We start from the raw sequence: 24,888 nt of genomic DNA, 5'->3' as shown, positions 1-24,888 counted from the left end.
GCGCAGGAATTGCGGGACCTGGCCGACGCGCGGAAGAACGTCGGTCGACGCCAGGTCGCGGCGGCGATCATCCGGCCGATCGCCGCCGCGGTGATCCTGTTGATCGGGTATTTCGCGCTGCCGATCAACAAGGAGAGTTCGGTCAACTATCTCGGGCTGATGGTGGGCGCGCTTCTCCTGACGGCGTTCTGCGCGTGGGAGATCCGGCATTTCATCCGGTCGCCGTACCCGGTGGCGACGGCGGTGGAGATGCTGGTGGCGATCGGCGCCTTCTACATCGTCGGTTTCGCCACCGTCTACTACTTGTTCTCCGAATACGCCCACGGCAGTATGAGCACCCAACTCACCCGGATCGACGCGCTCTACTTCTGCCTGACCGTGTTCACCACCACGGGTTTCGGTGACATCTCCGCGGTGTCCCAGGGGGCCCGGGTGGCCGTGTCGATCCAGATGGTCAGCACCCTGGCCCTGCTCGGCCTCGGCCTACGCTTCGTCAACCTCCTGGTGAACGCACGCGTCAAGCGCTAAGGGCCACTAAGCGATTCCGTAGTACGAACACGCGATTTTTCGCGTGTTCGTACTACGGAATCAGGAACTCAGTAGTCGTCGTCGCCGTAGACGATCATGCCGCGGATGTTGTTGCCCTCCAACATGTCGTCGTAGGCCTCGTTGATCTGGTCGAGCCGGTAGGTGTTGGTCACCAGATCACTCAGGTTCAGCTTGCCGGCGCGGTACTCGTTGAGCAGGGTCGGCACCTGGGTGCGCGGGCTCGCGCCACCGAAGATCGCACCCTGCACCCGCTTCTGCAGGAGCGTGAGTTCGAACAGGTTCATCTGGGCGTCCATGGACGAGAAGTTGCCCATACCGGTCACGATGACCTGACCGCCCTTGCCGGTCAGACTCAGCGCGGGCTGGATCATCGACCCGTCGATCTCGCCGACCGTGAGGATGGTGGTGTTGGCCATCTTGCCCCAGCTGATCTCGCCGAGGACCGGCAGCGCCTCCTCCATCGACTCGAAGGTGTGTGTGGCGCCCATCTTCTCGGCCATCTGACGTTTGAACGGCACCGGGTCGACGGCGGCGACGATCCGGGCGCCCGCGGCTGCGGCCCCCTGTACGGAGTTGATACCGACGCCACCGACGCCGACCACCACGACGATGTCACCGGCGTGGGTCCCGCCGATCTCGACCGCCGACCCCCATCCGGTGGCCACCCCGCAACCGAGCAGGGCAGCGGTCTGCAACGGGATGTCCTCTTCGATTTTGACCAGCGACGCCTGGTTGACGGTGATGTACGGCGCGAAGGTGCCCAACAGGCACATCTGGGTGAGGCCCTGGCCGTCGGTGGTGTGCGCCCGATGGGTGTCATCGGCGATGGACAGACCCGTCAGCAGGCGAGCGCCCTCGTCGCAGAAATTCTGATCACCGCGCGAACACGGATCACACACACCGCAGGCCGGAATGAAGGCGGTGACCACATGGTCACCTTCCTTCAGGTTCGTCACGCCCGGCCCCACCTTGGTCACCACGCCGGCACCCTCGTGGCCACCGAGGACCGGCATCGGCGCCGGGCTGTCACCCGTCCGCAAATGGTGATCGGAGTGACACAGGCCCGAGCTGACCAGCTTGACCTGCACTTCCCCGGCCACCGGATCACCGAGCTCGAACTCCTCGATCTGCCACTTCTCGCCCGGATTCCGGAGGATTGCCCCCTTGGTCTTCATCTCACGCACCCTTTCGTAGACAGCGTTGTGCGATCTGGTTCACATCGTCTCCTCATATGCATCTCTGCGCATACGAAATCGTTGGACTCGTTGCGGCCGTTCACGATTGAGGGGCGTTATCGATCGTTAGATCGGGCAGATCGGCCGGGCGCGTTTGCCTGCGTCCGATTCGTGTAGACATGGAGCCATGGCGACCACGCCCCGGCTCCGCTGGCTCATCCCCGCCCTGCTGCTCCTCGGTTGGCTCGTCATCGGAGGTGTCACCGGCCCGTACGCCGGCAAACTCTCCTCGGTCGCCACCAATGACAACAGCGCGTTTCTCCCCGCGTCGGCGGAGTCCACCGAGGTCAACGACATGCTCGCCGGCTTCACCGACTCCGACACCGTGCCGGCGATCGTGATCGCCGAACGGCCGTCCGGTCTGACGCCTGCCGACACCGAGTTCCTCACCACGGCCACCGCGCCGCTGGCCGGCACGGAGGGGTTCGGCGCGCAGTTCTCGCCACCGATCCCGTCGCAGGACGGGCAGGCGGCACAGATGTTCATTCCGATCTCTGCCGACGGCGAGCCCGCCGACTACGTCGCGGAACTACGCGACGCGTTGGCGTCACCGCCCGACGGCCTGACGGTGCTGGTCACCGGCCCCGCGGGTCAGATCGCCGACCTGGGCGAGGCATTCGCCGGGATCGACGGGCTGTTGCTGCTGGTCGCCGGCGTCGTGGTGATGCTCATCCTGTTCGTCGTCTATCGCAGTCCAATCCTGCCGTTCGTGGTGATCATCTCGGCGATCTTCGCGCTCGGGCTCGCCTCGGGCCTGGTATACGTCCTCGCCTCGACCGACGTTCTGGAACTCAACGGCCAGAGCCAGGGCATCCTGTTCATCCTGGTGTTCGGTGCGGCCACCGACTACGCCCTGCTGCTGGTGTCGCGGTTCCGCGAGGAACTCACCCGCAGCGACGACAAGTACGCCTCCATCCGCGCCGCCTGGCGCGCCACGATCGAACCGATCAGCGCATCGGCCGGCACCGTCATCCTGGGCGTGCTGTGCCTCCTGTTCTCCGACCTCAACTCCAACCGCAGCCTGGGACCGGTGGCCGCCATCGGCATCGCCGCCTCATTCATCGCGTCGATGACGTTCCTGCCCGCAGCCCTGGCCCTGCTGGGCCGGACCGCGTTCTGGCCGCTGCGCCCGAAGCACACCGACTCGTCGGAGCCGGACAGCACCCACCGCTTCTGGGCGGCCATCGCCGACCGGGTCGCCGCGCGGCCCCGGGCCATCTGGATCGGCACCCTGGTGGTCCTGCTCATCGGCGCGGCGTTCGCCCCCACCTTCAAGGCCGACGGCGTCGCACAGACCGACTACTTCCTCGGTTCGGTCGACTCCGTTGAGGGCGCGGAGATCCAGGCGGAGCATTTCGACGCCGGTAGTGGCGCTCCCACCTGGGTGATCTCTGAGCAACCCCAGGGGCAGGCCGTGCTGGAGGCCGTCCGGGGCGTCGACGGTGTCGCCTCGGCCGACCTCGTCCGAGAAGGCGGCAACCCCGTCGTCGTCGACGGCAAGGTCGCGATAGAGGCGACCCTCGCCGACAACGCGGACTCATTGGCCGCCCAGGACACCGTGGTCGCGATCCGCGACGAGGTACACCCCATCGACGGCGCGAACGCGCTGGTCGGCGGCACCACGGCCATCGACCTCGACACCCGCACCACCGCGATCAACGACCGCAACCTGATCATCCCCATCGTGCTGGTGGTGGTGCTCGCGGTACTGATGCTGCTCCTGCGCAGCGTCGCGGCACCGGTGATGCTGCTCGCGACGACGGTCATCTCGTTCGCGGCGACCCTCGGGGTGGGCGCCCTGCTGTTCAACGGTCTGTTCGATTTCGCCGGCGCCGACCCGGTGGTCCCGCTGTTCGCGTTCGTGTTCCTGGTGGCGCTCGGCATCGACTACAACATCTTCCTGATGACCCGGGTCCGCGAAGAAGCGCTGACCCACGGCACACGCGACGGGATGCTGCGCGGGCTGACCGCCACCGGCGGTGTGATCACCTCGGCGGGTGTGGTGCTCGCGGCGACATTCGCTGCACTGGCGGTGATCCCACTGCTGTTCCTGGCGCAGATCGCGTTCCTGGTCGCATTCGGTGTCCTGGTCGACACCCTGATCGTGCGCACCCTGCTGGTACCCGCGCTCACCCTCGACGTCGGCAAGCGCATCTGGTGGCCGAGTGCGTTGTCGCGCTGAGTATTTCGCGGCCAGTCCGGTGTCGAAGCGGATCCACGAGATGTGCCGACACCAAACAGCGACCTGAGAGTTCACAGAAATCAGTACGCCTGTCCGCCAGGCCGACTAGCGTCGATTCATCGGATTCAAACGATCGTTAGCTGGTGATCTCGATGACTCTCGCCGACCACAAGTCGCACGCCCGCGCGGACTTCGCGTCACTGCGCAGCGGGGGGCTCAACTGGGACTCGTTTCCGTTGCGACTCTTCGTCAAAGGCAATGCCCGGTTCTGGGATCCGGCGGCGATCGACTTCGCGCGTGACGCCCAGGACTGGACCGACATCACCGACGAACAGCGCCGCAGCACCACCTACCTGGTGAGTCAGTTCATCGCCGGCGAAGAAGCCGTCACCCAGGACATCCAACCGTTCATGAAGGCCATGGCCGACGAGGGTCGCTTCGGCGACGAGATGTATCTGACGCAGTTCTGCTTCGAGGAGGCCAAACACACCCAGGTCTTTCGCTGGTGGATGGACGCGGTCGGGCTGACCGGAGATCTGCAGTCCTTCGTCGCCGACAATCCCTACTACCGGCAACTGTTCTACGACGAGCTGCCGAACTCGCTGCATGCACTCGAGACCGACCCCTCACCGCGCAATCAGGTCCGCGCCAGCGTCACCTACAACCACGTCATCGAAGGCAGTCTGGCGCTGACCGGCTACTACGCGTGGCAGACCGTGTGCTCGCGCCATCAGATCTTCCCCGGCATGCAGACGTTGATCAGATTCATCGGCAACGACGAGCGCCGACACATGGCGTGGGGAACGTTCACGTGCCGCCGCCACGTGGCCGCCGACGACTCACTGTGGGATGTGGTCACCGGGCGCATGGAGGAGCTCATGCCGTTGGCTCTGGGCATGATCAACTGGGTCAACGAGCAGTTCGAGGAGCAGCCCTTCGGCCTCGACAACAACGAGTTCCTCGTCTACGCCGCCGACCGCGGCCAGCGTCGACTCAGCGCCATCGAGTCCGCACGCGGGCGCCCCGTCGCCGAGATCGACCTCGACTACTCGCCGGAGGCGCTCGAGGAACAATTCGGGGAAGAGGACGCGGCCGCGATGGGGCGGTGAGCCCGACCCGAATGTCCGCGAGCATCGCCAGTCGCTGCCGTCGACTGGATAATCCATCCGAGCCGGCCCACCGGTGATCCCGACGGACACTCGCGCCGCCTCAGGGAGTAGCAGCGCGCGAGCGTACGAACCCTACCCCCACCAGCCGGCTGGGGAGCGACGAGCGAGCGCAGCGAGCCCGCCGCGTCACGTAGCCCCCGTGACAACAAACTAGAACACGTTCTACCCTGATCTCGTGGATGCCACCTATGACGCGACCAAGCGCGAACTCTCGACCGACCAGGGCACACTCCGCTACCACGAGGCCGGCGATCCGTCGGCACCACCGCTGGTGCTGCTGCACGGTTCCGGCCCGGGTGTGACCGGCTGGCGCAACTACCGCGGCAATCTGGGGTTCTTCACGCAGACCCACCGTTGCTACGTGATCGAATTTCCCGGTTTCGGCGTGAGCGACCCAGTCGAAGGTCACCCGGTGTTGACCGCCGGGTCGTCGGTGATCCGATTCATGGACGCCCTCGGCATCGAGTCCGCGCCAATGATCGGCAACTCGATGGGCGGGGTCGTCGGCGTCAACCTCGCCATCAAGAAGCCCGACCGCGTCGAGAAGCTGGTGACCATCGGCGGGGTCGGACCCAACGTATTCAGTCCGAGCCCGAGCGAGGGCCTGCGCTTGTTGCAGGAGTTCACCGACGACCCGAGCCGCGACAAACTCGTGCGCTGGCTGTCGGCCATGGTCTACGACCGCAAGCTGATCACCGAGGAACTCATCGAGGAACGGTGGCAGGCCGCGATCCATCCGGACGCGCAGAAAACCTCTCAGATGATGTACGGGTCGGCGGCGTTCGAGATGCAGCAGCAATTCCTGGCCGCCTCCGACACCCCGCCCTACTGGTCGATGATGCACAAGGTCGCCTGTCCGACGCTGCTCACCTGGGGCCGCGACGACCGGGTCAGCCCACCGGACATGGCGATGGTACCGATGCGGCTGATCCCCGACGCCGAGTTACACGTGTTCCCCCAGTGCGGCCACTGGGTGATGATCGAGGCCAAGGAGGCCTTCGAGGCGACGGTCGCGGCGTTCCTGGTGCGCTGACGGCCGCCCTGATCGTGACCGCCGCAAATCCGGGCCACCATCATCTGGCTCGGACATACGGCAAAGAGCCCCGACCGGAACAAATCCGGACGGGGCCCTTTCGTCAGCTCAGGTCAGCTCAGAACTTTTCGCCCTAGAACTTCTCACCACGGGCTGCCTTGTCCACCAGGCTCTGCGGCGGCTCGAAGTTGCTGCCGTACTTGCTCGCCAGGTCCTTGGCACGGTCGACGAAGCCCTGCAGTCCACCCTCGTACTGGTTGATGTACTGGATGACACCACCGGTCCACGCCGGGAAACCGATGCCGAAGATCGAACCGATGTTGGCGTCCTCGACGGAGGTGAGCACACCCTCGTCGAAGCACTTCACCGTCTCGAGGGCCTCGGCGAAGAGCATGCGCTCGACCATGTCCTCCATCGGGATGACCTTGCTGCCCGACTTGAAGTGGTCACGCATACCCGGCCATAGCAGGCCACGCTTGCCGTTCTCGTCGTAGTCGTAGAAGCCCGCGCCGTCCTTACGGCCGGTGCGTCCGTTCTCGACCATCCAGTCGCTGACGCCGAACGAACCGTGCTGCGGGACCTCTTTGCCCTCGGCCTTGAGCGCTGCCTCGGTCTCCTTGCGGATCTTCTGCGGCAGGGTCAGGGTCAGCTCGTCCATCAGCTGCAGCGGCGGAGCCGGGTAACCGGCCTTGCCGCCCGCGTGCTCGATGAAGGCCGGCTCGACGCCCTCGCCGACGGCGGCGATCGCCTCGTTGACGAAAGTGCCGATGACGCGGCTGGTGAAGAAGCCACGGCTGTCGTTCACCACGATCGGGGTCTTGCGGATCTGCAGGGTGTAGTCGACGACCTTGGCGAGCACCTCGTCGGAGGTCTTCTCACCGCGGATGATCTCCACCAGCGGCATCTTGTCGACCGGCGAGAAGAAGTGGATGCCGATGAAGTCTTCCTGGCGCTTGACGCCCTGCGCGAGGATGGTGATCGGCAGCGTCGAGGTGTTGGAACCCAGGATGGCGTTCGGCTCGACGATGTCCTCGATCTCGGCGAAGACCTTGTTCTTCACCTCGACCGACTCGAAGGCGGCCTCGATGACGAGGTCGACACCCTTGAAGTCCTCGGGGTCGACGGTCGGGTGGATCCGGGCGAGCAGCGCGTCGCTCTTCTCCTGCGTGGTCTTGCCCTTGGCGAGTGCCTTCTCCTCGAGCTTCTCGGAGTAGCCCTTGCCCTTCTTCGCGGCCTCGATGTCGATGTCCTTGAGCACGACCTCGATGCCGGCCTTGGCCGACACGTAGGCGATAGCGGCACCCATCATGCCCGCACCGATGACACCGACCTTCTTGGCGGTGTACTTGGGGTAGCCCTCCGGACGCGATCCGCCACCGTTGATGTGCTGCAGGTCGAAGAAGAACGCCTTGATCATGTTCTGCGCGACCTGGCCGGTGACCAGCGAGACGAAGTAGCGCGTCTCGATGATGTCGGCGGTGTCGACGTCGACGTAGGCACCCTCGACCGCGGCGGCCATGATGGCGCGCGGGGCCGGCATGTTCGCGCCCTTGAGCTGCTTACGCAGCAACGACGGCAATGCCGGCAGGTTCGCGGCCAGCTTCGGGTTGGTCGGGGTGCCGCCGGGCATCTTGTAGCCCTTGACATCCCACGGCTGCGCGGCCTCGGGGTTCGCGGCGATCCAGGCCTTGGCGGCGGGCACCAATTCCTCGATGGAGCCGACGACCTCGTCGATCAGACCGGTTTCCTTGGCCTTGGTCGGGTTGAACCGGGTGCCCTGCAGCAGGACACCCATCAACGCGTTCTGGATGCCGAGCAGACGGACGGTGCGGACCACGCCGCCGCCACCGGGGAGCAGGCCGAGGGTGGACTCGGGCAGACCGATCTGGACACCCTTGACGTCCGCGGCCACGCGGTGGTGGGTGTGCAGCGCGATCTCCAGGCCACCGCCGAGAGCGGCACCGTTGATGGCCGCGACGACCGGCTTGCCGAGAGTCTCGAGACGACGCAACACCTTCTTCATGCCGTTGGTGTTGTTGGTGATCTCGGTGGCGACCTCTTCCTTGGTCTTGTCGCCGTGTCCGCTGGTCATCAGCTTGAGGTCCCCGCCGGCGAAGAAGGTCTTCTTCGCCGAGGTGAGCACGACACCGGTGATGTCGTCCTTCTCGGCCTCCAGCCGGTCGACGGTCGCCGCCATCGACTCCTGGTAGAGCGCGTTCATCGTGTTGGCGCCCTGGTTGGGGTCGTCCATGGTGAGGACGACGACGCCGTCGGCGTCCTTCTCCCAGGCAATCATGTTGTCACTCATAGCGTTTGTGAGATGCCTTTCTGTGAAGTGGAAGGTCAGAGACGCTCGATGATGGTGGCGATGCCCATGCCGCCGCCGATGCACAGCGTGACCAGGCCGTAGCGACCACCGGTGCGCTCGAGCTCGTCGAGGCAGGTGCCGAGGATCATCGCACCGGTCGCGCCGAGCGGGTGACCCATGGCGATGGCGCCACCGTTGACGTTGACCTTCTCGTGCGGAACCTTGAGGTCCTTCATCCACTTCATGACGACCGATGCGAACGCCTCGTTGAGCTCGAAGACGTCGATGTCGTCGACGGTCATGCCAGCGCGCTTGAGCGCGAGTTCGGTGGCCGGCGTCGGGCCGGTGAGCATGATCGACGGCTCGCTGCCGACCTGGGCGAAGGTGACGATGCGGCCGCGCGGGGTCATCCCGTTGCGCTTGCCCGCTTCCTCAGTGCCGAGCAGCACCAGGCCCGCGCCGTCGACGATGCCGGAGCTGTTGCCACCGGTGTGGACGTGGTTGACCTTTTCCACGTTCGGGTACTTCTGCAGGATGACGTCGTCGAAGCCGGCCATGTCGGCCAGACCCTGGAAAGCGGCCTTGAGCTTGCCGAGCGACTCGACGGTCGAGCCGGGACGACGGTGCTCGTCGTGGTCGAGCACGACGACGCCGTTGATGTCGCGCACCGGGACCACCGACTTCGCGAAGTAGCCTGCGGTCCATGCCTTCTCGGCACGCGCCTGGGACTCGGCGGCGTAGCCGTCGACATCCTCACGGGAGAAGCCCTCGATGGTGGCGATCAGGTCTGCGCCGATACCCTGCGGCACGATGTAGCCGTCGTAGGCGGTGGTCGGGTCGGTGAACAGGGCACCGCCGTCGCTGCCCATCGGCACGCGTGACATCGACTCGACACCACCGGCCAGCACCAGGTCGTCGAATCCGCCGGCGATCTTCGATGCACCGAGGTTCACGGCCTCCAGCCCCGACGCGCAGAATCGGTCGATCTGGGTGCCGGGCACGTTCTCGGGCAGGCCACTGTTGATCGCGGCGGTACGCGAGATCACGCCACCCTGCTCACCCACGGGGGAGACGACACCGAGGATGACATCGTTGACCTCGGACGCATCGAGCGATCCGTGGCGCGACAACACCTCGTTGATCAGACCGCTGGCCAGGTCGACCGGCTTTACGCTGTGCAGCGAGCCGCCGCGCTGCTTGCCACGGGGCGTACGGATCGCCTCGTAGATGAATGCTTGATCAGCCACGTTGAGTGTTCCTTTCGCATGAACCTTGTGTGGTTACCCTTCAAGGCTAACGTGGAATAACTTGTTTGGCTATAGCAGGTGGTCAGGCGCTCCCTTGTAACGTCAAATATGCGCTATGGTCGATTAACCATGAGTCCCGATAAATCGTCCCGGCGCACCCGGCCGGCCGACCGCAAGCGCCAGCTCGTCGAGCAGGCCGCTGTGCTGTTCGCCGATCGCGGGTACACCCAGGTGTCGCTGGCCGACATCGCCCGGGCGGCCGGAGTCACCGCACCGTCGGTGTATCGGCACTTCGACGACAAACAGGCACTGCTGGATGCTGCGGTACTCGCCGGGGTCGACGATCTCGAGACCTGCACCGACCGGGCGCTCGCCAGGCCGGACGCCACCGACCCGACCGAACTGATCGCGGCGGTGTGTTCGCTGGGCGTACGACGGCCACAGTCGACGTCACTGTGGCGTTGGGCCAGCCAACACCTGACCGATGAACAGAACCGCGAGGTGGTGCTGCGCACCCGGGCGATCCTGCACCGCTGGGGCGCGGCGCTGGCCGAGGGCACCGATCTGTCCGAGCGGGAGGCGGTCACGCTCGCCTGGGCTGTGCTGAGTGTGGCGGGCAGCCTGTCGGTGCACAACACCCGGCTCTCGACCACTCGCGCGCTGACCGAGATCGACCGACTGGTCCGCCGTGTGATCGCCCTGCGCCCGGCATCGGCACCGCCGTTGCCTCCATCGCCTCCGCCCGGCGCCGGAGTGCCCACCCGGCGAGATGAGATCCTGGACGCCGCCGCGGCCTTGTTCGCCGAGCGCGGGTACAGCGGCGTCGGCGTCGATGACATCGGCGGCGCGGTGGGCATCACCGGCCCCAGCGTCTACAAGCACTTCAGCTCCAAGCTGGCGATCCTCTCCGGAATCGGCCAACGCAGTGCCACCCGCCTCGAAGCCGGGGTGATGGCCGCCTACGCGTCCACGTCAGATCCCGCCAAACTGCTTGCGCTGCTGGTTGATTCGTATGTCAACGTGATCACCTCAACGCCCGATCTGTCGGTGTCGTTCAACAACGCCTACGCACTCGCCGGCCAACCCAACGCCGCGGATCTCGTCGACGTGCAGCGCAAATATGTGGCGCGCTGGGTCGACCTGCTGATGCAGGCCGACCCGGAACTCTCCCGCGAACAGGCGGCGGTCGACGTGCACGCCTCGCTGTCTGTGGTCAACGACGCGATCCGCATGCGCCGGGGCATGCACCGGCCCGAGTTCGGCGCGGAGATGGCGTATTTGATGAAGGGTGTGCTGGGGATCTGAGATTCCCGATGGTCGAGGAGCGGCGACGAGGGAGCCGCGCATCGAGACCCGTGGCTCCGCCGGCGGAGCGGTGTGCATACAGCTGACGGATCGTGTCGTTCGTCAGACTGACCCGAAGTGGACAGAATTCGAGGAGGGGCACCAGGTCGGGTTATCGTGCTCGAGGGGACAAGTCAGGTCGGGAAATGTCGGGGGGAACCATGTCGGAGTTGATTGTCGACCCAACGTCTCTCGGAGCAGCAGCGACGGAGATATCCCGGTGCGCCTCACGACTCATGGCTCTCACGTCGTTCGCGGGCCTCAACGGCACCACGGCGACCTTCAGTGAACTCGCCGGCCAGTTCACGGGAGCGACGAGCGACATGTCCGCGGTGGCCGCGAGCGCGGACGACACAATCGCCACTTCACTCGAGAACGTCTCGGGGACGGTGTCGGCGTTCTCCGAGCTGGTGCTCGCCGCCAAGAACACAGCCGGCGACACCGATGAGGCCGGCGCTGCCCGAATCCGGGATGCTGTGCCCTACCCCACCCGTCAGGGCCAACAAGTCGACCGCACAGTTCCGTTCAGCGTCTTGATGTCGGTGCAGCACGACTGATGCCACCGAGCTACAACGAGGTCGCGGCCTGGAATCCCGAGGTCATGACGTCCATCGCCAACGGGATCGTCCAGTTGCAGGCCCATCTCGAGGTGGAAGCGCCGAAAGCCGGGAACCCGGTTCTCGATCTCTCGCGCGATGAATGGACCGGTGAGTCGCGGGCGCCGGCGGATGATCGGGCGTCCGCACTGACCAAGTGGATCTTGGGTGTCAGCGACGAGTACGGCGATATCGCCGCGGCGCTGACGGCCGGACAGGCAAGTATCCGCGGCGCGATGACCGCGCTGGCCAACCGAACGACTCTTGCGGACGCCGACGGCTACATCCTGGATCGCGGGAGCCGCATCTACACGGTGAACTTCGATCCGGCACGGGCACCAGAGGAATCGTCCGAGTTCGACGCGGGGAAGGCATACGAACACCACTCGGCCCTGCACGCACTCGGGTCGGCAGCGGATGATGAAGTCACAGCAGCACGCGATGCGATCAACTCCGCACTCTCGGAGATCGCGGCCATGACTCCGGCCGCGACCGCCGCAAATCGCGGGATCATCGATTCCACACTGGGGTCCGGGGACGCCGAGGCAATCCGCAACGGCACCGCCACCCCCGAGCAGCGCGGCAGATTCCTCCGCGCCATGAACCTCACCCCGGAGCAATTGGAGCAACTCAAGGCCGGCGAGGACATCGGCCTCGATCCCTCGCGCGAGACGTACATCAAGAACGCGCTGGGACTCGAGCAGGGGATGAGTCTGGCTGGGCCGGCGGTGACTGGGGCAATCGCAACCGTTCAGCGACGCGGCAACGACATGCATTACGCGTACGACACACAGAGGCCAGGGGGCCGCCACTCCACTAGCCGAGCGGGAATGAGCGCCGACGACATCGCTCGGGCCGGTTCAATTGGGAAGAACCTCGCCCGCGGTGCCAACATCGTCGGGTTGGGAGTCACAGTCGCAGACGAGGGTCTAAAGTTCGCGAACGGTGAGCAGGACGGCGGCGACACCACAGCTGCCATCGTCGGTGCAGTCGGTGGCGGATGGGCAGGTGGTGCCATGGCCGGCGCAGCTATTGGCTCATTTGCGGGGCCTGTCGGCACCGCGATCGGGGCAGGCATCGGCGCTGCGATCGGAAGTAGTGTCGGCGCAAGTGCTGGAAAATGGGTGAAAGGACTATTCGACTGATGTCTAAGAATCTCCGTCGACACAGGCCCCGGCACCAAGCCTCGTCGCAGTCACGCGGGTGGTCATATTGGTTGTCAGGGACGTGGCCATGGACCAGGACTTACCTGGAAAATCTTCCATCCATCGTGACTTTCACCATCGGGGTCTTCCTCGGAATCGAACTGTCGCCCTGACAGGACAATCTTGACTGTCCTTTCGTGGGCGCACCTCAGATGTTCGCAGAACAAACACAGCGAAATTGAGCAACTCAATCTAGCGAGTCAGGAACTGAACAAGCTTGAATCAACGCGACGACGATACCCCGAACTGGAAACAGCCGAAGAGGTACTTCACCGGCAGGCTGTCCATGTTCGTCACCTATCCCATTGTTACATTCTTACTCGGCCTTGCACTCGGTTATTTCGTACTGTGAAGAGTTGCGCCAACTGCCGATGAACTCGGGGGTTGCCACCCGGGCCGTCATCGGCAGTTGGCGCAGATGCACGTAATCGGTGAAGGGACCGTTTGACCTGATGAAAATCACCTACAAGCCCCGGCACTCATCTGGCGAAGAGGCGCGGCAAGGCCACGCTGCTGAAATCATCTCGTGGTTCAGCTACTACCTCGTGAGCCTGCCGTCCGGTGTTAGTTTGATGGCTGGCCTTTTAGTCGGCGGATGGCTCGCGGACTCACCACAATGATTTCCGTCATCGAGTACGCGATCGTGAACCTCGGCGCGCCCGCAACGCTGCGCGCAACGACACCTTCCCTTGACTTCACCCCACCCCCGGCGTGGTACGACCTCGATACTGACCGCGCGCACGCGGCCAGCGCGAGTCGCGTGCTCTTGCGCTCGGAAACACCGACACCGCCTTTCGTTTCCAACGTCGCCATCCAGTACTTCAACCTGGACACCACCCAGGTGATCCGTCTCTCCGAGATCGACACCACACTCGACATCGCCGCTCTCGGCGGGGCGACGATACTCGGGCACGAGACCGAGTACGACGGCTACCTCTGCTCGGACGAAGGTATCTACACCGCCGCCGACAACAACCTGCGTGTCAGACGATCGCAACTGAGTTATCAAACACCCGACGGAAGCGCAGCGCTCACAATTTTCACCGCCACAACCACGTTGGCCCGATGGGACACCGTAGAAACCGAGATCAAGGAAATGGAGCACCAGTGGCTGACGACGACGATCCCAACAAGTGGCGTCAACTGAAGACCTATTTCAGTGGCAAGTTCTCGATGTTCATCACCTACCCCATCCTGACGTTCGCTCTCGGGCTGCTCATCGGATACTTCACGTCTTCGTGACACCTCCACCGCCGCGCCGCAGGTACAGGCCTCGCCATGGTGCCGAGTCGACCCGATGGGACTGGTCCTACGTCCTGTCGGATGCTGCCGAGAATCTCGTCACCAAGCTCATAGGCGCGCCGTCCCTACTCACCTTCGCGCTCGGTCTTCTCACGGGAAACGCACTGTCCGGATGACCCGCGGGCACCCTGTTGCCTTCACCGCCGACAACATCTCGCGCGTGGATCGATCATCCGCGCGCGAAATTTCACGCGCGAATGATGACTGGGCGCGCGACCTTCCCGACCCCGCATCAACCGGCCTCACCTAAGCTGACGCCATGACCGCACCGGGCACCGGCGAGCCCCGCTACACCCGCGACGAGCTCGTCGCCGAGCTGGGGTTGAGCCCCGAGTACGCCGAGAAGATCTGGAACGCCTTCGGTTTCGCGCGGACCTCGACGCCGGACAAGATCTTCACCGAGGCCGATCTCGACGCGTTGCGATTGTTCGCCGACTCCGAGAACACGATGCCGCAGACCGCGCAGGTGGCCACCGCGCGGGCCATCGGCCAGACGATGGCCCGCCTGGCGGACTGGCAGGCCGACCAACTCCGCGAGTTCGACCGCGACCCCGACGTCCCGTTCACCATCGACCAGATGTCGGCAGCGCTCGGGCAGGTGCAACAGCTGATCTGGCGCCGGCACCTGGCCCTGGCTCTCGACCACGGCGTGGAACTCGAGTCCGACGAGAGCCACGATCTGGTGGTGGGGTTCGCCGACATCGTCGGCTACACCAGTTTGTCTCGCCGGATCGCCCTCGACGAACTGGAGCAGCTGCTGGAATCGTTCGAGGAGAACGCCTTCGAGATCATCGTCGCCAACGGTGGGCACGTGATCAAGACCCTCGGTGACGCGGTGATGTTCACCGCGCACCATCCATCGGAGGCCGCCGCGATCGCGATCGCGATCCACCGCCTCTCCGAGTCCGACGACATCCCGCCGCTGCGCGTCGGCCTCGCCCGCGGGCGGGTGCTGAGTCGGCTCGGCGACGTGTTCGGTGAGCCGGTGAACATCGCCGCACGGCTGGCCGGATCGGCCCGTCCCGGAACGATTTTGGTCGACGACGCGGTCGCCATCGGCCTCGTCGAGGACGAGCGGTTCTATCTCCGGTCCATCCCGTCGCTGAACGTCCGCGGATATCGACGCCTCAAGGCGAAAACCCTGGAGGCCAACAAGTACTACGACGGACCGGTCGCCGGCGGCACACGGTAGATCCGCACCTCACTGGCCTTCACCACCAACGTGACCTCCAGCCCGGGGGCCATACCGAGGTCGGTCACCGCCGACCAGGTGACCTCTGCGTCCACGACCTGATCACCGCACAGCGCACGCACCACCGCGTGGTCGCCGCGAGGTAGCACATCGGTGACCTGTGCGCGCAGCTCGGTCCGCGGACTACCGTGCGGCGCTTTCAGATAGACGGCCACCGCCCGCGGCGAGAAGGCGGCGGCGCACGCCTGCCCGTCACCGAGATCATCGGCGGCGACACCGACCACCCGCCGGCCGGCACCGTCGTCGACGGCATCGGTATCGAACCGTCCGACGAAGAGATTCAACCCGGACAGCGAGGCGGTGAACGGATGCCCCGGCCGGGTGAGCACGTCGGCGGTCCGCCCTTCGTCGACGACCCGACCATGGTCGAGGACGACAACGTCACGGGCCAGCGCGACGGCATCGATCAGATCATGGGTGACCAGCACGGTGGCGCCGCGACGCTCCGCGAGCAGATCCCGTAGCAGCGATCGGATCTGCTGCGCCACCGAGATATCCAGGGCCGCGAACGGTTCGTCGAGCAACAGCACGTCGGGTTGCACCGCGAGTGCGCGGGCCAGCGCCACCCGCTGCGCCTGACCGCCGGACAGCTCGCCGGGCATGCGGTCGGCAAGGTCGTCGACCCCCACCACACGCAGCCAATGCTCGGTCCGGGCCGCGATCTCGGTCCGCCCCAATCGCGCGGCGGACGGCCCGAAAGCCACGTTGCGGCGCACGCTCAGATGCGGGAACAGGCGTGGTCGTTGCGCGAGTAGCGCCATCGAGCGACGATGTGGCGCCACGAACTGCCGGGCGTCCTGCAGCATCCGGTCCCCCACCAACACAGTCGAATCGGCGGTCCGTCGCAGCCCCGCCAGTACCGACAGCGCGGTGCTCTTGCCTGCTCCGTTCGGCCCCATCACCGCCAGCGTGGAGCCGGCGGCAACATCGAGATCCACTGAAACCGAGGGGTTGGCCACGCGCACCCGCGCCGACAATCCGCCCATCAGGCCGCCGTCCGACTCGGCCGCAGATGCACCGCGACCACCACGACCAGCGCGACCACCATCAGCACCAGTGCCAACGGCAACGCCTGCGCCGGATCGTTGATCGCGTCGAGGTAGATCCGTAGCGGCGCGGTCTGGGTGGTGCCGGGCAGGTTGCCGGCGAACGTGATGGTGGCGCCGAACTCGCCGAGCGCGCGGGCGAACGCCAGCACGGTACCGGCCAGCAGCGAGGGAACCACCAGCGGCAGTGTCACTTTCCACAATGTCCGGGTCGGGCCCGCACCCAGCGTGGCGGCGATCTGCTCGTACTCGCCGTCGGTGGAACGCAGCGCCCCCTCCACACTGATCACGAGGAACGGCAGTGCCACGAAGGTCTGGGCCACGATCACCGCCGTCGTCGTGAAGGCGATGGTGATCCCGGCGTCGTCGAGGTACTGACCCACGAGGCCATTGCGGCCGAGCGCATAGATCAGCGCCAGCCCACCGACGACCGGGGGTAACACCAACGGCAACAGCACGAACGCCCGGATCACGCGCACGATGATCCCGTCGGATCGGGCGAACACCACCGCCATCGGTACCCCGACCAGCAGACACAGCACCGTACTGGTCAACGCCGTCACCACCGCCAACCGCAAGGCATCGACAGAGGCCTCCGCGGTCACGGATGCGACGAAGTCGTGCCACGGCATCCGGATCACCAGCGCGACCGGACCGATCAGGATGAATGCCATCCCGAGCAGAGCCGGCGCATAGAGCCACCGCGGTATCCGGCGCATCAGGCCGGTGGGTTGAAACCGGCGGCGCCGAGCACTTCCCCACCGGTCTGGCCGAGGACCATGCTGACGAACATCTGCGCGTCCTCTGCGTGCGCCGCGTCCCGCAGCGTCGCGATGGGATAGGAGTTCACCACGGTGGCAAAGGCCGGGTCGCCGACCGCGGAGATCCCGTTTCCGGCGTTCTTGGCGTCGGTGACATACACCAGCCCGGCGTCGGCCTGACCGGAGGTGACCTTCGCGAGCACCGCGCTGACCGAGGTCTCCTCGCTGACCGGCGACAGTTCGATGCCCGTGTCGCGTTCCACCTGGGCGGTCGCGGCACCGCAGGGGACCTCGACGGCGCACACCACGGTCGAGATGTCCGGGTTGGTGAGGCTCTCGAACCCGTCGATGTTCGTCGGATTGCCCGACGCGGTGACGATGACCAGGGTGTTGGTCGCGAAGATCGTCGGATCGACCGCGGTGTCCCCGAGACGCTGCATCGTCGATTCATCCGCGGTGGCGATCACGTCGGCGTCTGCGCCCTGCTCGATCTGGGTCACCAGCGCCGACGATCCGGCGAAGTTGAGCCGCACGTCCACGCCGTCGTGTGCCCTCTCGTACAGGTCCGCGATCTCGGTGAAGGCCTGTTCCAACGATGCCGCGGCATAGACGTCGAGGACCGTGTGCGAACCGGTGCCGTCATTCGAACAGGCCACACTTCCCGCGACGACACACAGCGACACACCGATGACCGCACACCCTCGGCCAACGAGTCCCGAAAATCTCACGTGCTCTCCCTCATCTGGTCCCCTGCGCCCGCTCAGTCGGCCCGTCGCTCCACGATCACGGTGGTCGCCTTGACCACCGCCGTGGCCACCACGCCCGGCTGCAGCGCCAGTTCCCGCGCCGCCTCCGAGCTCATCAGGGACGTGACCTCGAACGGCCCACATTGCATGCTGACCTGCGCCATCACGCCGTCGGCGATCACCTCGGTCACGAGCCCGGTGAAGCGGTTGCGTGCCGAACGCAGCACCGCGCTGCCGTCGTCGGGTGGGCGTCGCGCGCGGTCGCGCGCGAGGGCGGCCAGTTGGGCGCCGTCGACAGTCGCCACTCCCTGCCGGCTACCGGAGGTGCTCAGTTGCCCGGCGCTCACCCATCGGCGCACGGTGTCATCACTGACACCCAGCAGTACGGCAGCATCTCTGATCCGGATCATCGACACCACTCGACATTAACCGCACAATCGTATATTTCAAGCCGAAATTACCGAAGAATCGGAATTCTTCCCCATTGTTGACTTCGAGTGAAGTTGAAGTTCTACCGTGATCTGACATGTCGGACTTCGCCGCAGCGCTGCGGCGATGAGTTTCGGGAGGCGCGCGGGTCTGTGTACCTGACGGGGCAGCGCCGTCCCGACACCGAAAATTGGCTCGCCATCTGTCAGACCCCATCGATAACGTGGAGAATCATGAGCTCACCCACTGCTCCGGCGGTAGCGCCGGCCACCCCGTCGACGCGCGACGTCGCCATCGAGGCCGTCGATCTCGTGAAGCGTTTCGGCGACTTCACCGCGGTCGACGGCGTCAGTTTCACCGTTCCCCAGGGTTCGGTCCTCGGCCTCCTCGGACCGAACGGTGCAGGCAAGACCACCACTGTCCGGATGATGACGACGTTGTCGCCGCCCACCAGCGGTACCGCACGAGTCGCCGGATACGACGTCATCGAGCAACCCGACATGGTCCGGCGCAGCATGGGGCTGACCGGTCAGGCCGCCACCGTCGACGAAATCCTCACCGGCCGCGAGAACCTCCGGATGATCGGTGGCCTCTACGGCATCGGCCGCAAGGATCTCACCCGGCGATCCGAACAACTGCTCGAGCAGTTCTCGCTGAGCGACGCGGGCGACAAGCAGGTCAAGTCGTACTCCGGCGGCATGCGTCGTCGCCTCGATCTGGCGGTCAGCCTGCTGGCCGCCCCACCGGTGCTGTTCCTCGACGAGCCGACCACCGGACTCGATCCGCGCAGCCGCACCGAGCTCTGGGATGTGCTGCGCGACCTGGTCAGGGAGGGCACCACACTCCTGTTGACCACCCAGTACCTCGAGGAGGCCGATCACCTCGCCGACAAGATCGTGGTGATCGACAAGGGCGCGATCATCGCCGAAGGCACATCGCTGCAGCTGAAGGAACAGGCCGGGGCCGCGAGCCTCGTGCTGACCGTCTCCGACCCAGCCGACATCCCCGCCGCCGAGGCGCTGCTACGCAAGACCGGCGGCGAGGTCTTCATCGACGAGGGCGCCCGCAAACTCACCACCGCGGCCGACGGGCTGGCCGACCTCACCCGCGTCGTCGGGTGGTTCGACGAGAGCGGCATCGCTGTCGACGATCTCGGCCTCGCACGGCCCAGCCTCGACGACGTGTTCCTGTCCCTCACCGGCCACCGCGCCGAAGACGAAACCTCCACCGAAGAGGAGCAGAACGCATGACCACCACCGCGTTCACCGGCAGCGCCATCTCCCAGCGCCCGGAAATCCATCAGACAACCATCTGGCAGCAGTCCTGGATTATGGTCAAACGCAACATGATCCACACCCGACGGATGCCGGAGATGCTCTCCGACGTCACCATCCAGCCGATCATGTTCGTGCTGCTGTTCGCCTATGTGTTCGGCGCGTCGATCACCAACACCGGCGGATCGTCGTACAAAGAGTTCCTGCTGCCCGGCATCATGGGCCAGACCATCGTGTTCACCGCGTTCATCGTGTCCACCGGCATCACCGCCGATCTGGAGAAGGGCATCATCGACCGGTTCCGGTCCCTGCCCATCCGACGCTCCGCGGTGATCATCGGACGCAGCATCGCCAGTCTGTTGCACTCGTCGATCGGCATCGTCGTGATGGCGATCACCGGCCTGGCCATCGGCTGGCGCATCCACAACGGTTTCGTCGACGCGGTGCTGGCCTTCGCCCTGCTGCTGCTGTTCGGGTTCGCGATGATCTGGTTCGGCATCCTCGTCGGGTCGTGGCTCAAGACCGTCGAGGCGGTGAACGGTTTCATGTTCACCACCCTGTTCCCGATCACCTTCCTGTCGAACGCATTCGTGCCCACCGACCCGATGCCGACCTGGCTGCAGACCATCGCCGAATGGAACCCGATCTCCTCGCTCGTGCAGGCGCTTCGCGTGCTGTGGGGCAACGGTCCGGCCGCCGGTCCCGACGAGCCGTGGCCCCTGCAGAACCCGGAGTTGGCGACGCTGATCTGGTCGGTCGTGCTGACGGTGATCTTCGCGCCGTTCGCCCTGCGCGCCTACAACAAGCGCACCATCGACTGACCGGCCGGCGCGTGAGTCGGACGTTGCGGTTTCCGCAACGTCTGACTCACTCACGCCGTGACGGCCACCGCCTCCAGCGGGTCGGCGTAGATGGCGTCCAACGACACCGCACCGGCGGCCTGCTGCTGCACCGTGGACCCCGAGTGGGACACCCGCACATCCCGGTTGGCGACCACCGAGGTGGCTTTGAGCGCTGTGGCGACAGTCGGCAGGGTCGCCGGGAAGTCGGTGAACGCCTGCCCGCCGAGCACGATGTGGTCGGGGTTGAAGATGTCGGCGATCAACGCGACGGTACGTCCGAGAACCTCGGCGCGTTCCTCGAGCAATGCCCGCGCGGTCGCATCGCCGGTGCGGGCGAGGTCGTGCACACCTTCGATATCGCTCACAGTCATCCCCAGCGCGTGCGCCGCGTCGACGACGCCGGTGTCGCTGGCTGCCGCCTCCAGCTGCCCGGTCTTCTCCGGGTCGAGCAACGTGGTCGGCCCGGTCGGGAAATGTCCGATGACCGGTGGTCCCGCGGCCGGCGTGTGGATGGTCCCGTGAACACAGAAGGCCGTACCGACCATCTCGCGGGCGTAGAAGTACAGGAAGCTCGACTTCTTCTGTTCCGGATTGACGACCAGTTCCGCAGACGCCATGGCCTCGACATGCGATGCCACCGAGACCGGCAGCCCGACCGTCTCGGCGATCACCGGGCCGACCGGGGCCGCGGTCCAGCCCAGTCGCGGATGGTCGACGAGACCGCCGGGCGCGACACGGCCGCCGAGTGCGACACCGGCCCACAACACTCGACGACCCGTCCATCGGGTCAGGAAGCGGCGCGCGCTCTCGCCGATGGCGACGAGCACCTGGTCGGGTGTGTCGGCCGCCGGCGTCTCGATCTGGATCGCCCCGACCACCCGGTGATAGAGGTCGTGGGTGGTGATCGAGGTGACCTTGTAGCCGATGTGGATGCCGAGTGTCAGGAAGCCGGCGACGTCGAGTTCGAACGGCAAACGCGGTCGGCCGATGGCCCCCGCCGGCGCGAGATCGGCCCGTTCACGCAGCAACCCTGCCTTGAGCAGCGCACCGACCTGCCGGTTCACCGTCGACACGCTCAGTCCGCTCTGTTCGGCGGCCTCGTCCCGGAAGATGGGCCCGGCCAAGCGCGCCGTCCGCAGCACCAGCGCGGCAGGTTTCGACGACAGCTGCATCTGTGGAGTGGCGACGTGGATCTCGGGGCCCCCCTTCCGAACCCGCTCTGTGCGAGACGGCGACGTCCGGGCCGGGCCTGATCTGACGCCCACCGGCGAAGGAGGCTTCGTGCGGGTGGCTGCCGGGTTGATCGCGGCGGATCGGTGGTCGAGCGTTGCGGTCATGTGTGTGTGTCCTCATCGAATGTGCCACATCGGGCCAGGCCGCGCTGCCATGCGCGCCGGTGCGGAGATGGCGGAGAGTGGGCCTAAGGGGCCCGCGGGGAAACGCTGGATCAGCGCATTCGCCGACAACACAGAACTCGTGCGAACGGCAGCCGACAGCCCAGCGCAGTGGTCACATAGGTGACCTGCCGGAGACGGATCGTGCCGTGCGTCATGTCGATCAAGCTAGCAACGGCGTCGCTGGACCAGCAACCGCCGCATCCGGGGCCGGGCACCGGCGCCATCAACCGACAGGGCCGTTCACCGACGAAAATATGCCCGCGCGCTACGCGCCGACTACTTGCACGCAGTGTGATTCCAACCCCGATCCGCAGTCGCCGCGGGTCGGCGGTCCCCCTCACAACCGCCGACCCGACGGATTCCCCCGCCGCGGTGCGCGCCCCTTCCACCGGCCGGGAACGCACTGCCAGGTTTTGGACGCATCAGCCTCGTCCGCGGTTCCATCTGATTTGTCATCCATTCGCGGGCTGACCTTGTCAGGGGTCTCCCGTAACCTTTGTCACATGTCCACCGCGACCACCCACACCGCGTCCGACGACGACTTCGTCGAGGTTTTCGAGCCGTACCGGCGTGAGATCCTCGCGCATTGCTACCGCATGATGGGCTCGCATCACGACGCCGAAGATCTTCTGCAGGAGACCTACCTCCGGGCGTGGCGTGGCTACGGCAGATTCGATCGCCGCGCGTCGGTACGCACCTGGTTGCACAAGATCGCGACCAACACCTGCCTGACGGCCTTGCAGAGCAGACAAAGGCGTCCGATGCCGTCGGGGTTGGGCGGCGACGCCTTCGACCCGACCGACACCCTGCTGCAGGATCACGAGGTCCCATGGCTCGAGCCGTTCGCAGGCACGGTGGACGAGATCGCACCGGCCGACGACGCCGATCCGGCCTACGTGGTCGGGGCCCGCGAGTCGATCCGGCTCGCCTTCATCGCCGCGCTCCAACACCTGCCCGAGCGGCAGCGGGCAGTGCTGATCCTGCGTGACGTGCTGCAGTGGAGAGCCGCCGAGGTGGCCGACACCATCGGCGTCACCACCGCGACGGTGAACAGCCTGCTGCAGCGCGCGCGGGAACAGCTCAAGAACACACCCGGACCGGATCGGTCACCGAGCGTCCTCGACGACGCGGCCAAACGCGACCTGCTCGCGAAGTACGTCTCCGCGTTCGAGCGCTACGACATCGACGCCATCGTCGACCTGTTCACCGACAAATCCATCTGGGAGATGCCGCCGTTCACCGGTTGGTACCAAGGTGCCGAGGCAATCGGCGAACTCATCCGACGCAACTGCCCCGCCGAAGGACCCGGCGATCAGATCCTGCTGCCGACGGTCGCGAACGGACAGCCCGCCTTCGGGCTGTACATGCGCGAACCCGACGGCGTACATCGCCCGTTCCAGCTGCAGGTCCTCGACCTCGGCGACGATGGGAAAGTCGACCACGCCGTGGCCTTCTTCAGCCAGACGATGGAGGAGGACTTCGCCCGCTTCGGTCTGCCGCCTACGCCCTACGATGCGCCGGCGCGGACCGCACCGAGCCCGTTCCACTGACGCTCCGGTGACTGACACTCAGGCGACGGCGTCCGCTCCCTCCGGGTCGTCGTCGGAGTCCACCGGTATCCGCGACGGGTCCATCCACAATACTTCCCAGGCATGTCCGTCGGGATCGCAGAAGCTGCGGCAGTACAGGAACCCGAGGTCCTCGGCCGCGCGCAGATGCGTTCCCCCGTTGGCCATTGCGGCGTCGGCGAACCGATCGACATCTGCACGTGAGGACGCCGAGATGGCCACCAGCGCCTCCCGCCCGTGGCGCGGGTCGGCGACCGTTGCTGCGGCGTAGCCGGCGAACCGCTGCGCCCTGTGCAGCACCACCCGACAGCTGTCGTTGACCTCGAAGCACGCCGTCGCCCGATCGCAGAACAATGCGTCGAACCGGAAACCCAGGCTGCTGAAGAACGCGCGGGAGCGCGCAACGTCGGCGACGGGCAGGTTGACGAACAACATCGTCGGCACAGCGACCCTCCTCACAGGGACACTCCTCACAGCGGCACTCCTCACAGGGGCACTCCCCGATCGCGGGATCATCCCGCACAGGCAGACCGCGCAACTGGCCCGAACTCATCGGCTCCGGTCCGCACGCCATAAGGTGAGAGCCATGGGCGTGATCTATCTGGTGCGACACGGGCAGGCCGATCCGAACGCATACGGCGTGTACGGCTCCGATCAACCACCGGTCAACGGGCCCGGCGGCCTCACCGACGCCGGCGAGCTACAAGCACGGCTGACCGGCACCCTGCTGTCCGGGCTCACCGACACGATCACCGCTGCGGTCAGCGGCGATCTGCCGCGGCAGTCACAGACCCTCGCCGGAGTCCTCTCGCAGTTCTCCGACGCCCCGACTCCCGAGGTCGATCCGGACTGGAACGAGTACGCGCTGCCCGCTCTGGTGGGCTCGGCCACCGCCGAGGAGTACCGCGAGGGACGCAGCTACCAGCGGCGGCTCGACGCGGGTCTGGCCGAATGGGTCAGCGGGAGCGGTGAGCACGGCACCGGCGAGACGTTCGCGGATTTCGCCAAGCGGGTACGCGCCGCGGCCGAACGGGCCACCGCGCTCGCCGGCTCCGGGCAGACGGTGCTGGTGGTGTCGTCGGCCGGCACCATCACGCAGTGGCTCGCCCAGCTGTGGGATATCCCGCCGAGCGCATGGCCGGCGTTGGCTCGCACGATGGTCAACGCGTCGATGTCGAAACTGATCGTCGGACGCAGCGGGGTGTCGGTGGTCTCGTTCAACGAGCACGCCCACCTTGCGGACCGAGAGGGCGGGCTCGCCACCTTCCGGTGATCTCGATACGGCTCCTCGCTGCGCTCGTCGCCGACTCGATCAGCAGCCAGATCATCCGCAGACGAGACGCTCCAGCTGCCGGTCGAGTAGCCGGACCGGCGACGAAGGAGACGGGCGGGCGTATCGAGAC

The 24,888-nt window shown here is 66.0% G+C and carries 24 protein-coding genes; 15 read left to right on the top strand and 9 right to left on the bottom strand.

Translation table 11 applies throughout. The features are described 5' to 3' along the window. The first annotated feature begins 9 nt into the window (after positions 1–9). On the top strand, positions 10–528 hold the full coding sequence (locus NWF22_RS12765) for a potassium channel family protein (RefSeq protein ID WP_233751137.1): 519 nt from the start codon (positions 10–12) through the stop codon (positions 526–528). A 68-nt stretch (positions 529–596) separates the two neighbouring features. On the opposite strand, the gene NWF22_RS12760 is transcribed toward NWF22_RS12765, so the two are convergent. After that, positions 597–1,724, bottom strand: coding sequence for an NDMA-dependent alcohol dehydrogenase (locus tag NWF22_RS12760; RefSeq protein ID WP_160902038.1), 1,128 nt, complete (start codon positions 1,722–1,724; stop codon positions 597–599). A gap of 187 nt (positions 1,725–1,911) precedes the next feature. Here NWF22_RS12760 and NWF22_RS12755 point away from each other — a divergent pair, with 187 nt between their 5' ends. The 3 genes from NWF22_RS12755 to NWF22_RS12745 all read left to right on the top strand — a co-directional run bounded on the left by NWF22_RS12755 (position 1,912) and on the right by NWF22_RS12745 (position 6,168). After that, on the top strand, positions 1,912–3,966 hold the full coding sequence (locus tag NWF22_RS12755; RefSeq protein WP_160902037.1) for an MMPL family transporter: 2,055 nt from the start codon (positions 1,912–1,914) through the stop codon (positions 3,964–3,966). A 152-nt stretch (positions 3,967–4,118) separates the two neighbouring features. Further along, complete coding sequence (locus tag NWF22_RS12750; RefSeq protein ID WP_160902205.1) at positions 4,119–5,075, top strand: R2-like ligand-binding oxidase; 957 nt, start codon at positions 4,119–4,121, stop codon at positions 5,073–5,075. A 235-nt stretch (positions 5,076–5,310) separates the two neighbouring features. Beyond that, on the top strand, positions 5,311–6,168 hold the full coding sequence (locus tag NWF22_RS12745) for an alpha/beta fold hydrolase (protein ID WP_160902036.1): 858 nt from the start codon (positions 5,311–5,313) through the stop codon (positions 6,166–6,168). A 133-nt stretch (positions 6,169–6,301) separates the two neighbouring features. Here NWF22_RS12745 and NWF22_RS12740 read toward each other — a convergent pair whose 3' ends face one another. Next, positions 6,302–8,476, bottom strand: coding sequence for a 3-hydroxyacyl-CoA dehydrogenase NAD-binding domain-containing protein (locus NWF22_RS12740; protein ID WP_160902035.1), 2,175 nt, complete (start codon positions 8,474–8,476; stop codon positions 6,302–6,304). A gap of 35 nt (positions 8,477–8,511) precedes the next feature. Then, positions 8,512–9,723, bottom strand: coding sequence for an acetyl-CoA C-acetyltransferase (locus NWF22_RS12735; protein ID WP_160902034.1), 1,212 nt, complete (start codon positions 9,721–9,723; stop codon positions 8,512–8,514). Between the two features lie 108 nt (positions 9,724–9,831). Here NWF22_RS12735 and NWF22_RS12730 point away from each other — a divergent pair, with 108 nt between their 5' ends. The 7 genes from NWF22_RS12730 to NWF22_RS12700 all read left to right on the top strand — a co-directional run bounded on the left by NWF22_RS12730 (position 9,832) and on the right by NWF22_RS12700 (position 15,362). Then, entirely contained in the window at positions 9,832–11,028 is a 1,197-nt protein-coding gene (locus NWF22_RS12730; RefSeq protein WP_160902033.1) for a TetR/AcrR family transcriptional regulator, read from the top strand. Positions 11,029–11,303: 275 nt separating this feature from the next. Next, on the top strand, positions 11,304–11,624 hold the full coding sequence (locus tag NWF22_RS12725; RefSeq protein ID WP_233751059.1) for a hypothetical protein: 321 nt from the start codon (positions 11,304–11,306) through the stop codon (positions 11,622–11,624). Beyond that, positions 11,624–12,808 (top strand): hypothetical protein, encoded by a 1,185-nt coding sequence (locus tag NWF22_RS12720; protein WP_160902031.1) that lies wholly within the window; start codon positions 11,624–11,626, stop codon positions 12,806–12,808. The genes NWF22_RS12725 and NWF22_RS12720 overlap by 1 nt, the downstream gene beginning before the upstream one ends. A 512-nt stretch (positions 12,809–13,320) precedes the next feature. Beyond that, entirely contained in the window at positions 13,321–13,488 is a 168-nt protein-coding gene (locus NWF22_RS12715) for a hypothetical protein (RefSeq protein ID WP_160902030.1), read from the top strand. Then, positions 13,485–14,015: an acetyltransferase gene (locus NWF22_RS12710; RefSeq protein WP_160902029.1), complete on the top strand. Its 531-nt coding sequence runs from the start codon at positions 13,485–13,487 to the stop codon at positions 14,013–14,015. Before NWF22_RS12715 ends, NWF22_RS12710 begins: the two co-directional genes overlap by 4 nt. Beyond that, positions 13,976–14,110 (top strand): hypothetical protein, encoded by a 135-nt coding sequence (locus NWF22_RS12705; RefSeq protein WP_258321132.1) that lies wholly within the window; start codon positions 13,976–13,978, stop codon positions 14,108–14,110. The genes NWF22_RS12710 and NWF22_RS12705 overlap by 40 nt, the downstream gene beginning before the upstream one ends. Before the next feature lie 319 nt (positions 14,111–14,429). Further along, positions 14,430–15,362, top strand: coding sequence for an adenylate/guanylate cyclase domain-containing protein (locus tag NWF22_RS12700; RefSeq protein WP_160902028.1), 933 nt, complete (start codon positions 14,430–14,432; stop codon positions 15,360–15,362). Here the strand turns inward: NWF22_RS12700 and NWF22_RS12695 are convergent. The 4 genes from NWF22_RS12695 to NWF22_RS12680 are packed head-to-tail and all read right to left on the bottom strand — an operon-like array spanning position 15,329 to position 18,391. Further along, a complete protein-coding gene (locus NWF22_RS12695) occupies positions 15,329–16,408 on the bottom strand; it encodes a sulfate/molybdate ABC transporter ATP-binding protein (protein ID WP_160902027.1) in 1,080 nt (359 codons plus the stop codon). The genes NWF22_RS12700 and NWF22_RS12695 overlap by 34 nt on opposite strands. Then, the gene (locus NWF22_RS12690; protein WP_160902026.1) at positions 16,408–17,187 is read right to left on the bottom strand and encodes an ABC transporter permease; all 780 of its coding nucleotides are present in this window, start codon (positions 17,185–17,187) and stop codon (positions 16,408–16,410) included. The genes NWF22_RS12695 and NWF22_RS12690 overlap by 1 nt, the downstream gene beginning before the upstream one ends. After that, positions 17,187–17,957 carry a molybdate ABC transporter substrate-binding protein gene (modA, locus tag NWF22_RS12685; RefSeq protein WP_373691888.1) on the bottom strand — a complete coding sequence of 257 codons (771 nt, stop codon included), beginning with the start codon at positions 17,955–17,957 and terminating at the stop codon, positions 17,187–17,189. Before modA ends, NWF22_RS12690 begins: the two co-directional genes overlap by 1 nt. Before the next feature lie 32 nt (positions 17,958–17,989). Further along, a complete protein-coding gene (locus NWF22_RS12680) occupies positions 17,990–18,391 on the bottom strand; it encodes a TOBE domain-containing protein (protein ID WP_160902025.1) in 402 nt (133 codons plus the stop codon). 246 nt (positions 18,392–18,637) lie between these two features. Between NWF22_RS12680 and NWF22_RS12675 the strand changes: the two genes are divergently transcribed. Further along, the gene (locus NWF22_RS12675; RefSeq protein WP_160902024.1) at positions 18,638–19,654 is read left to right on the top strand and encodes an ATP-binding cassette domain-containing protein; all 1,017 of its coding nucleotides are present in this window, start codon (positions 18,638–18,640) and stop codon (positions 19,652–19,654) included. After that, a complete protein-coding gene (locus tag NWF22_RS12670; RefSeq protein ID WP_160902023.1) occupies positions 19,651–20,499 on the top strand; it encodes an ABC transporter permease in 849 nt (282 codons plus the stop codon). The genes NWF22_RS12675 and NWF22_RS12670 overlap by 4 nt, the downstream gene beginning before the upstream one ends. Positions 20,500–20,549: 50 nt before the next feature. Here NWF22_RS12670 and NWF22_RS12665 read toward each other — a convergent pair whose 3' ends face one another. Further along, positions 20,550–21,692: an ROK family transcriptional regulator gene (locus NWF22_RS12665; RefSeq protein WP_233751058.1), complete on the bottom strand. Its 1,143-nt coding sequence runs from the start codon at positions 21,690–21,692 to the stop codon at positions 20,550–20,552. 728 nt (positions 21,693–22,420) lie between these two features. Between NWF22_RS12665 and NWF22_RS12660 the strand changes: the two genes are divergently transcribed. Continuing rightward, a complete protein-coding gene (locus NWF22_RS12660) occupies positions 22,421–23,467 on the top strand; it encodes a sigma-70 family RNA polymerase sigma factor (RefSeq protein WP_160902022.1) in 1,047 nt (348 codons plus the stop codon). 18 nt (positions 23,468–23,485) lie between these two features. Here NWF22_RS12660 and NWF22_RS12655 read toward each other — a convergent pair whose 3' ends face one another. Further along, complete coding sequence (locus NWF22_RS12655; protein ID WP_160902021.1) at positions 23,486–23,929, bottom strand: VOC family protein; 444 nt, start codon at positions 23,927–23,929, stop codon at positions 23,486–23,488. A gap of 142 nt (positions 23,930–24,071) precedes the next feature. Here NWF22_RS12655 and NWF22_RS12650 point away from each other — a divergent pair, with 142 nt between their 5' ends. Then, positions 24,072–24,758: a histidine phosphatase family protein gene (locus tag NWF22_RS12650; RefSeq protein ID WP_160902020.1), complete on the top strand. Its 687-nt coding sequence runs from the start codon at positions 24,072–24,074 to the stop codon at positions 24,756–24,758. Positions 24,759–24,888 lie beyond the last annotated feature (130 nt).

The organism is Gordonia mangrovi (assembly GCF_024734075.1).
Taxonomy (GTDB): Bacteria; Actinomycetota; Actinomycetes; order Mycobacteriales; family Mycobacteriaceae; genus Gordonia; species Gordonia mangrovi.
The sequence above is the reverse complement of the archived record's forward strand: the minus strand, read 5'-3'. Positions and strand labels throughout refer to the sequence as shown.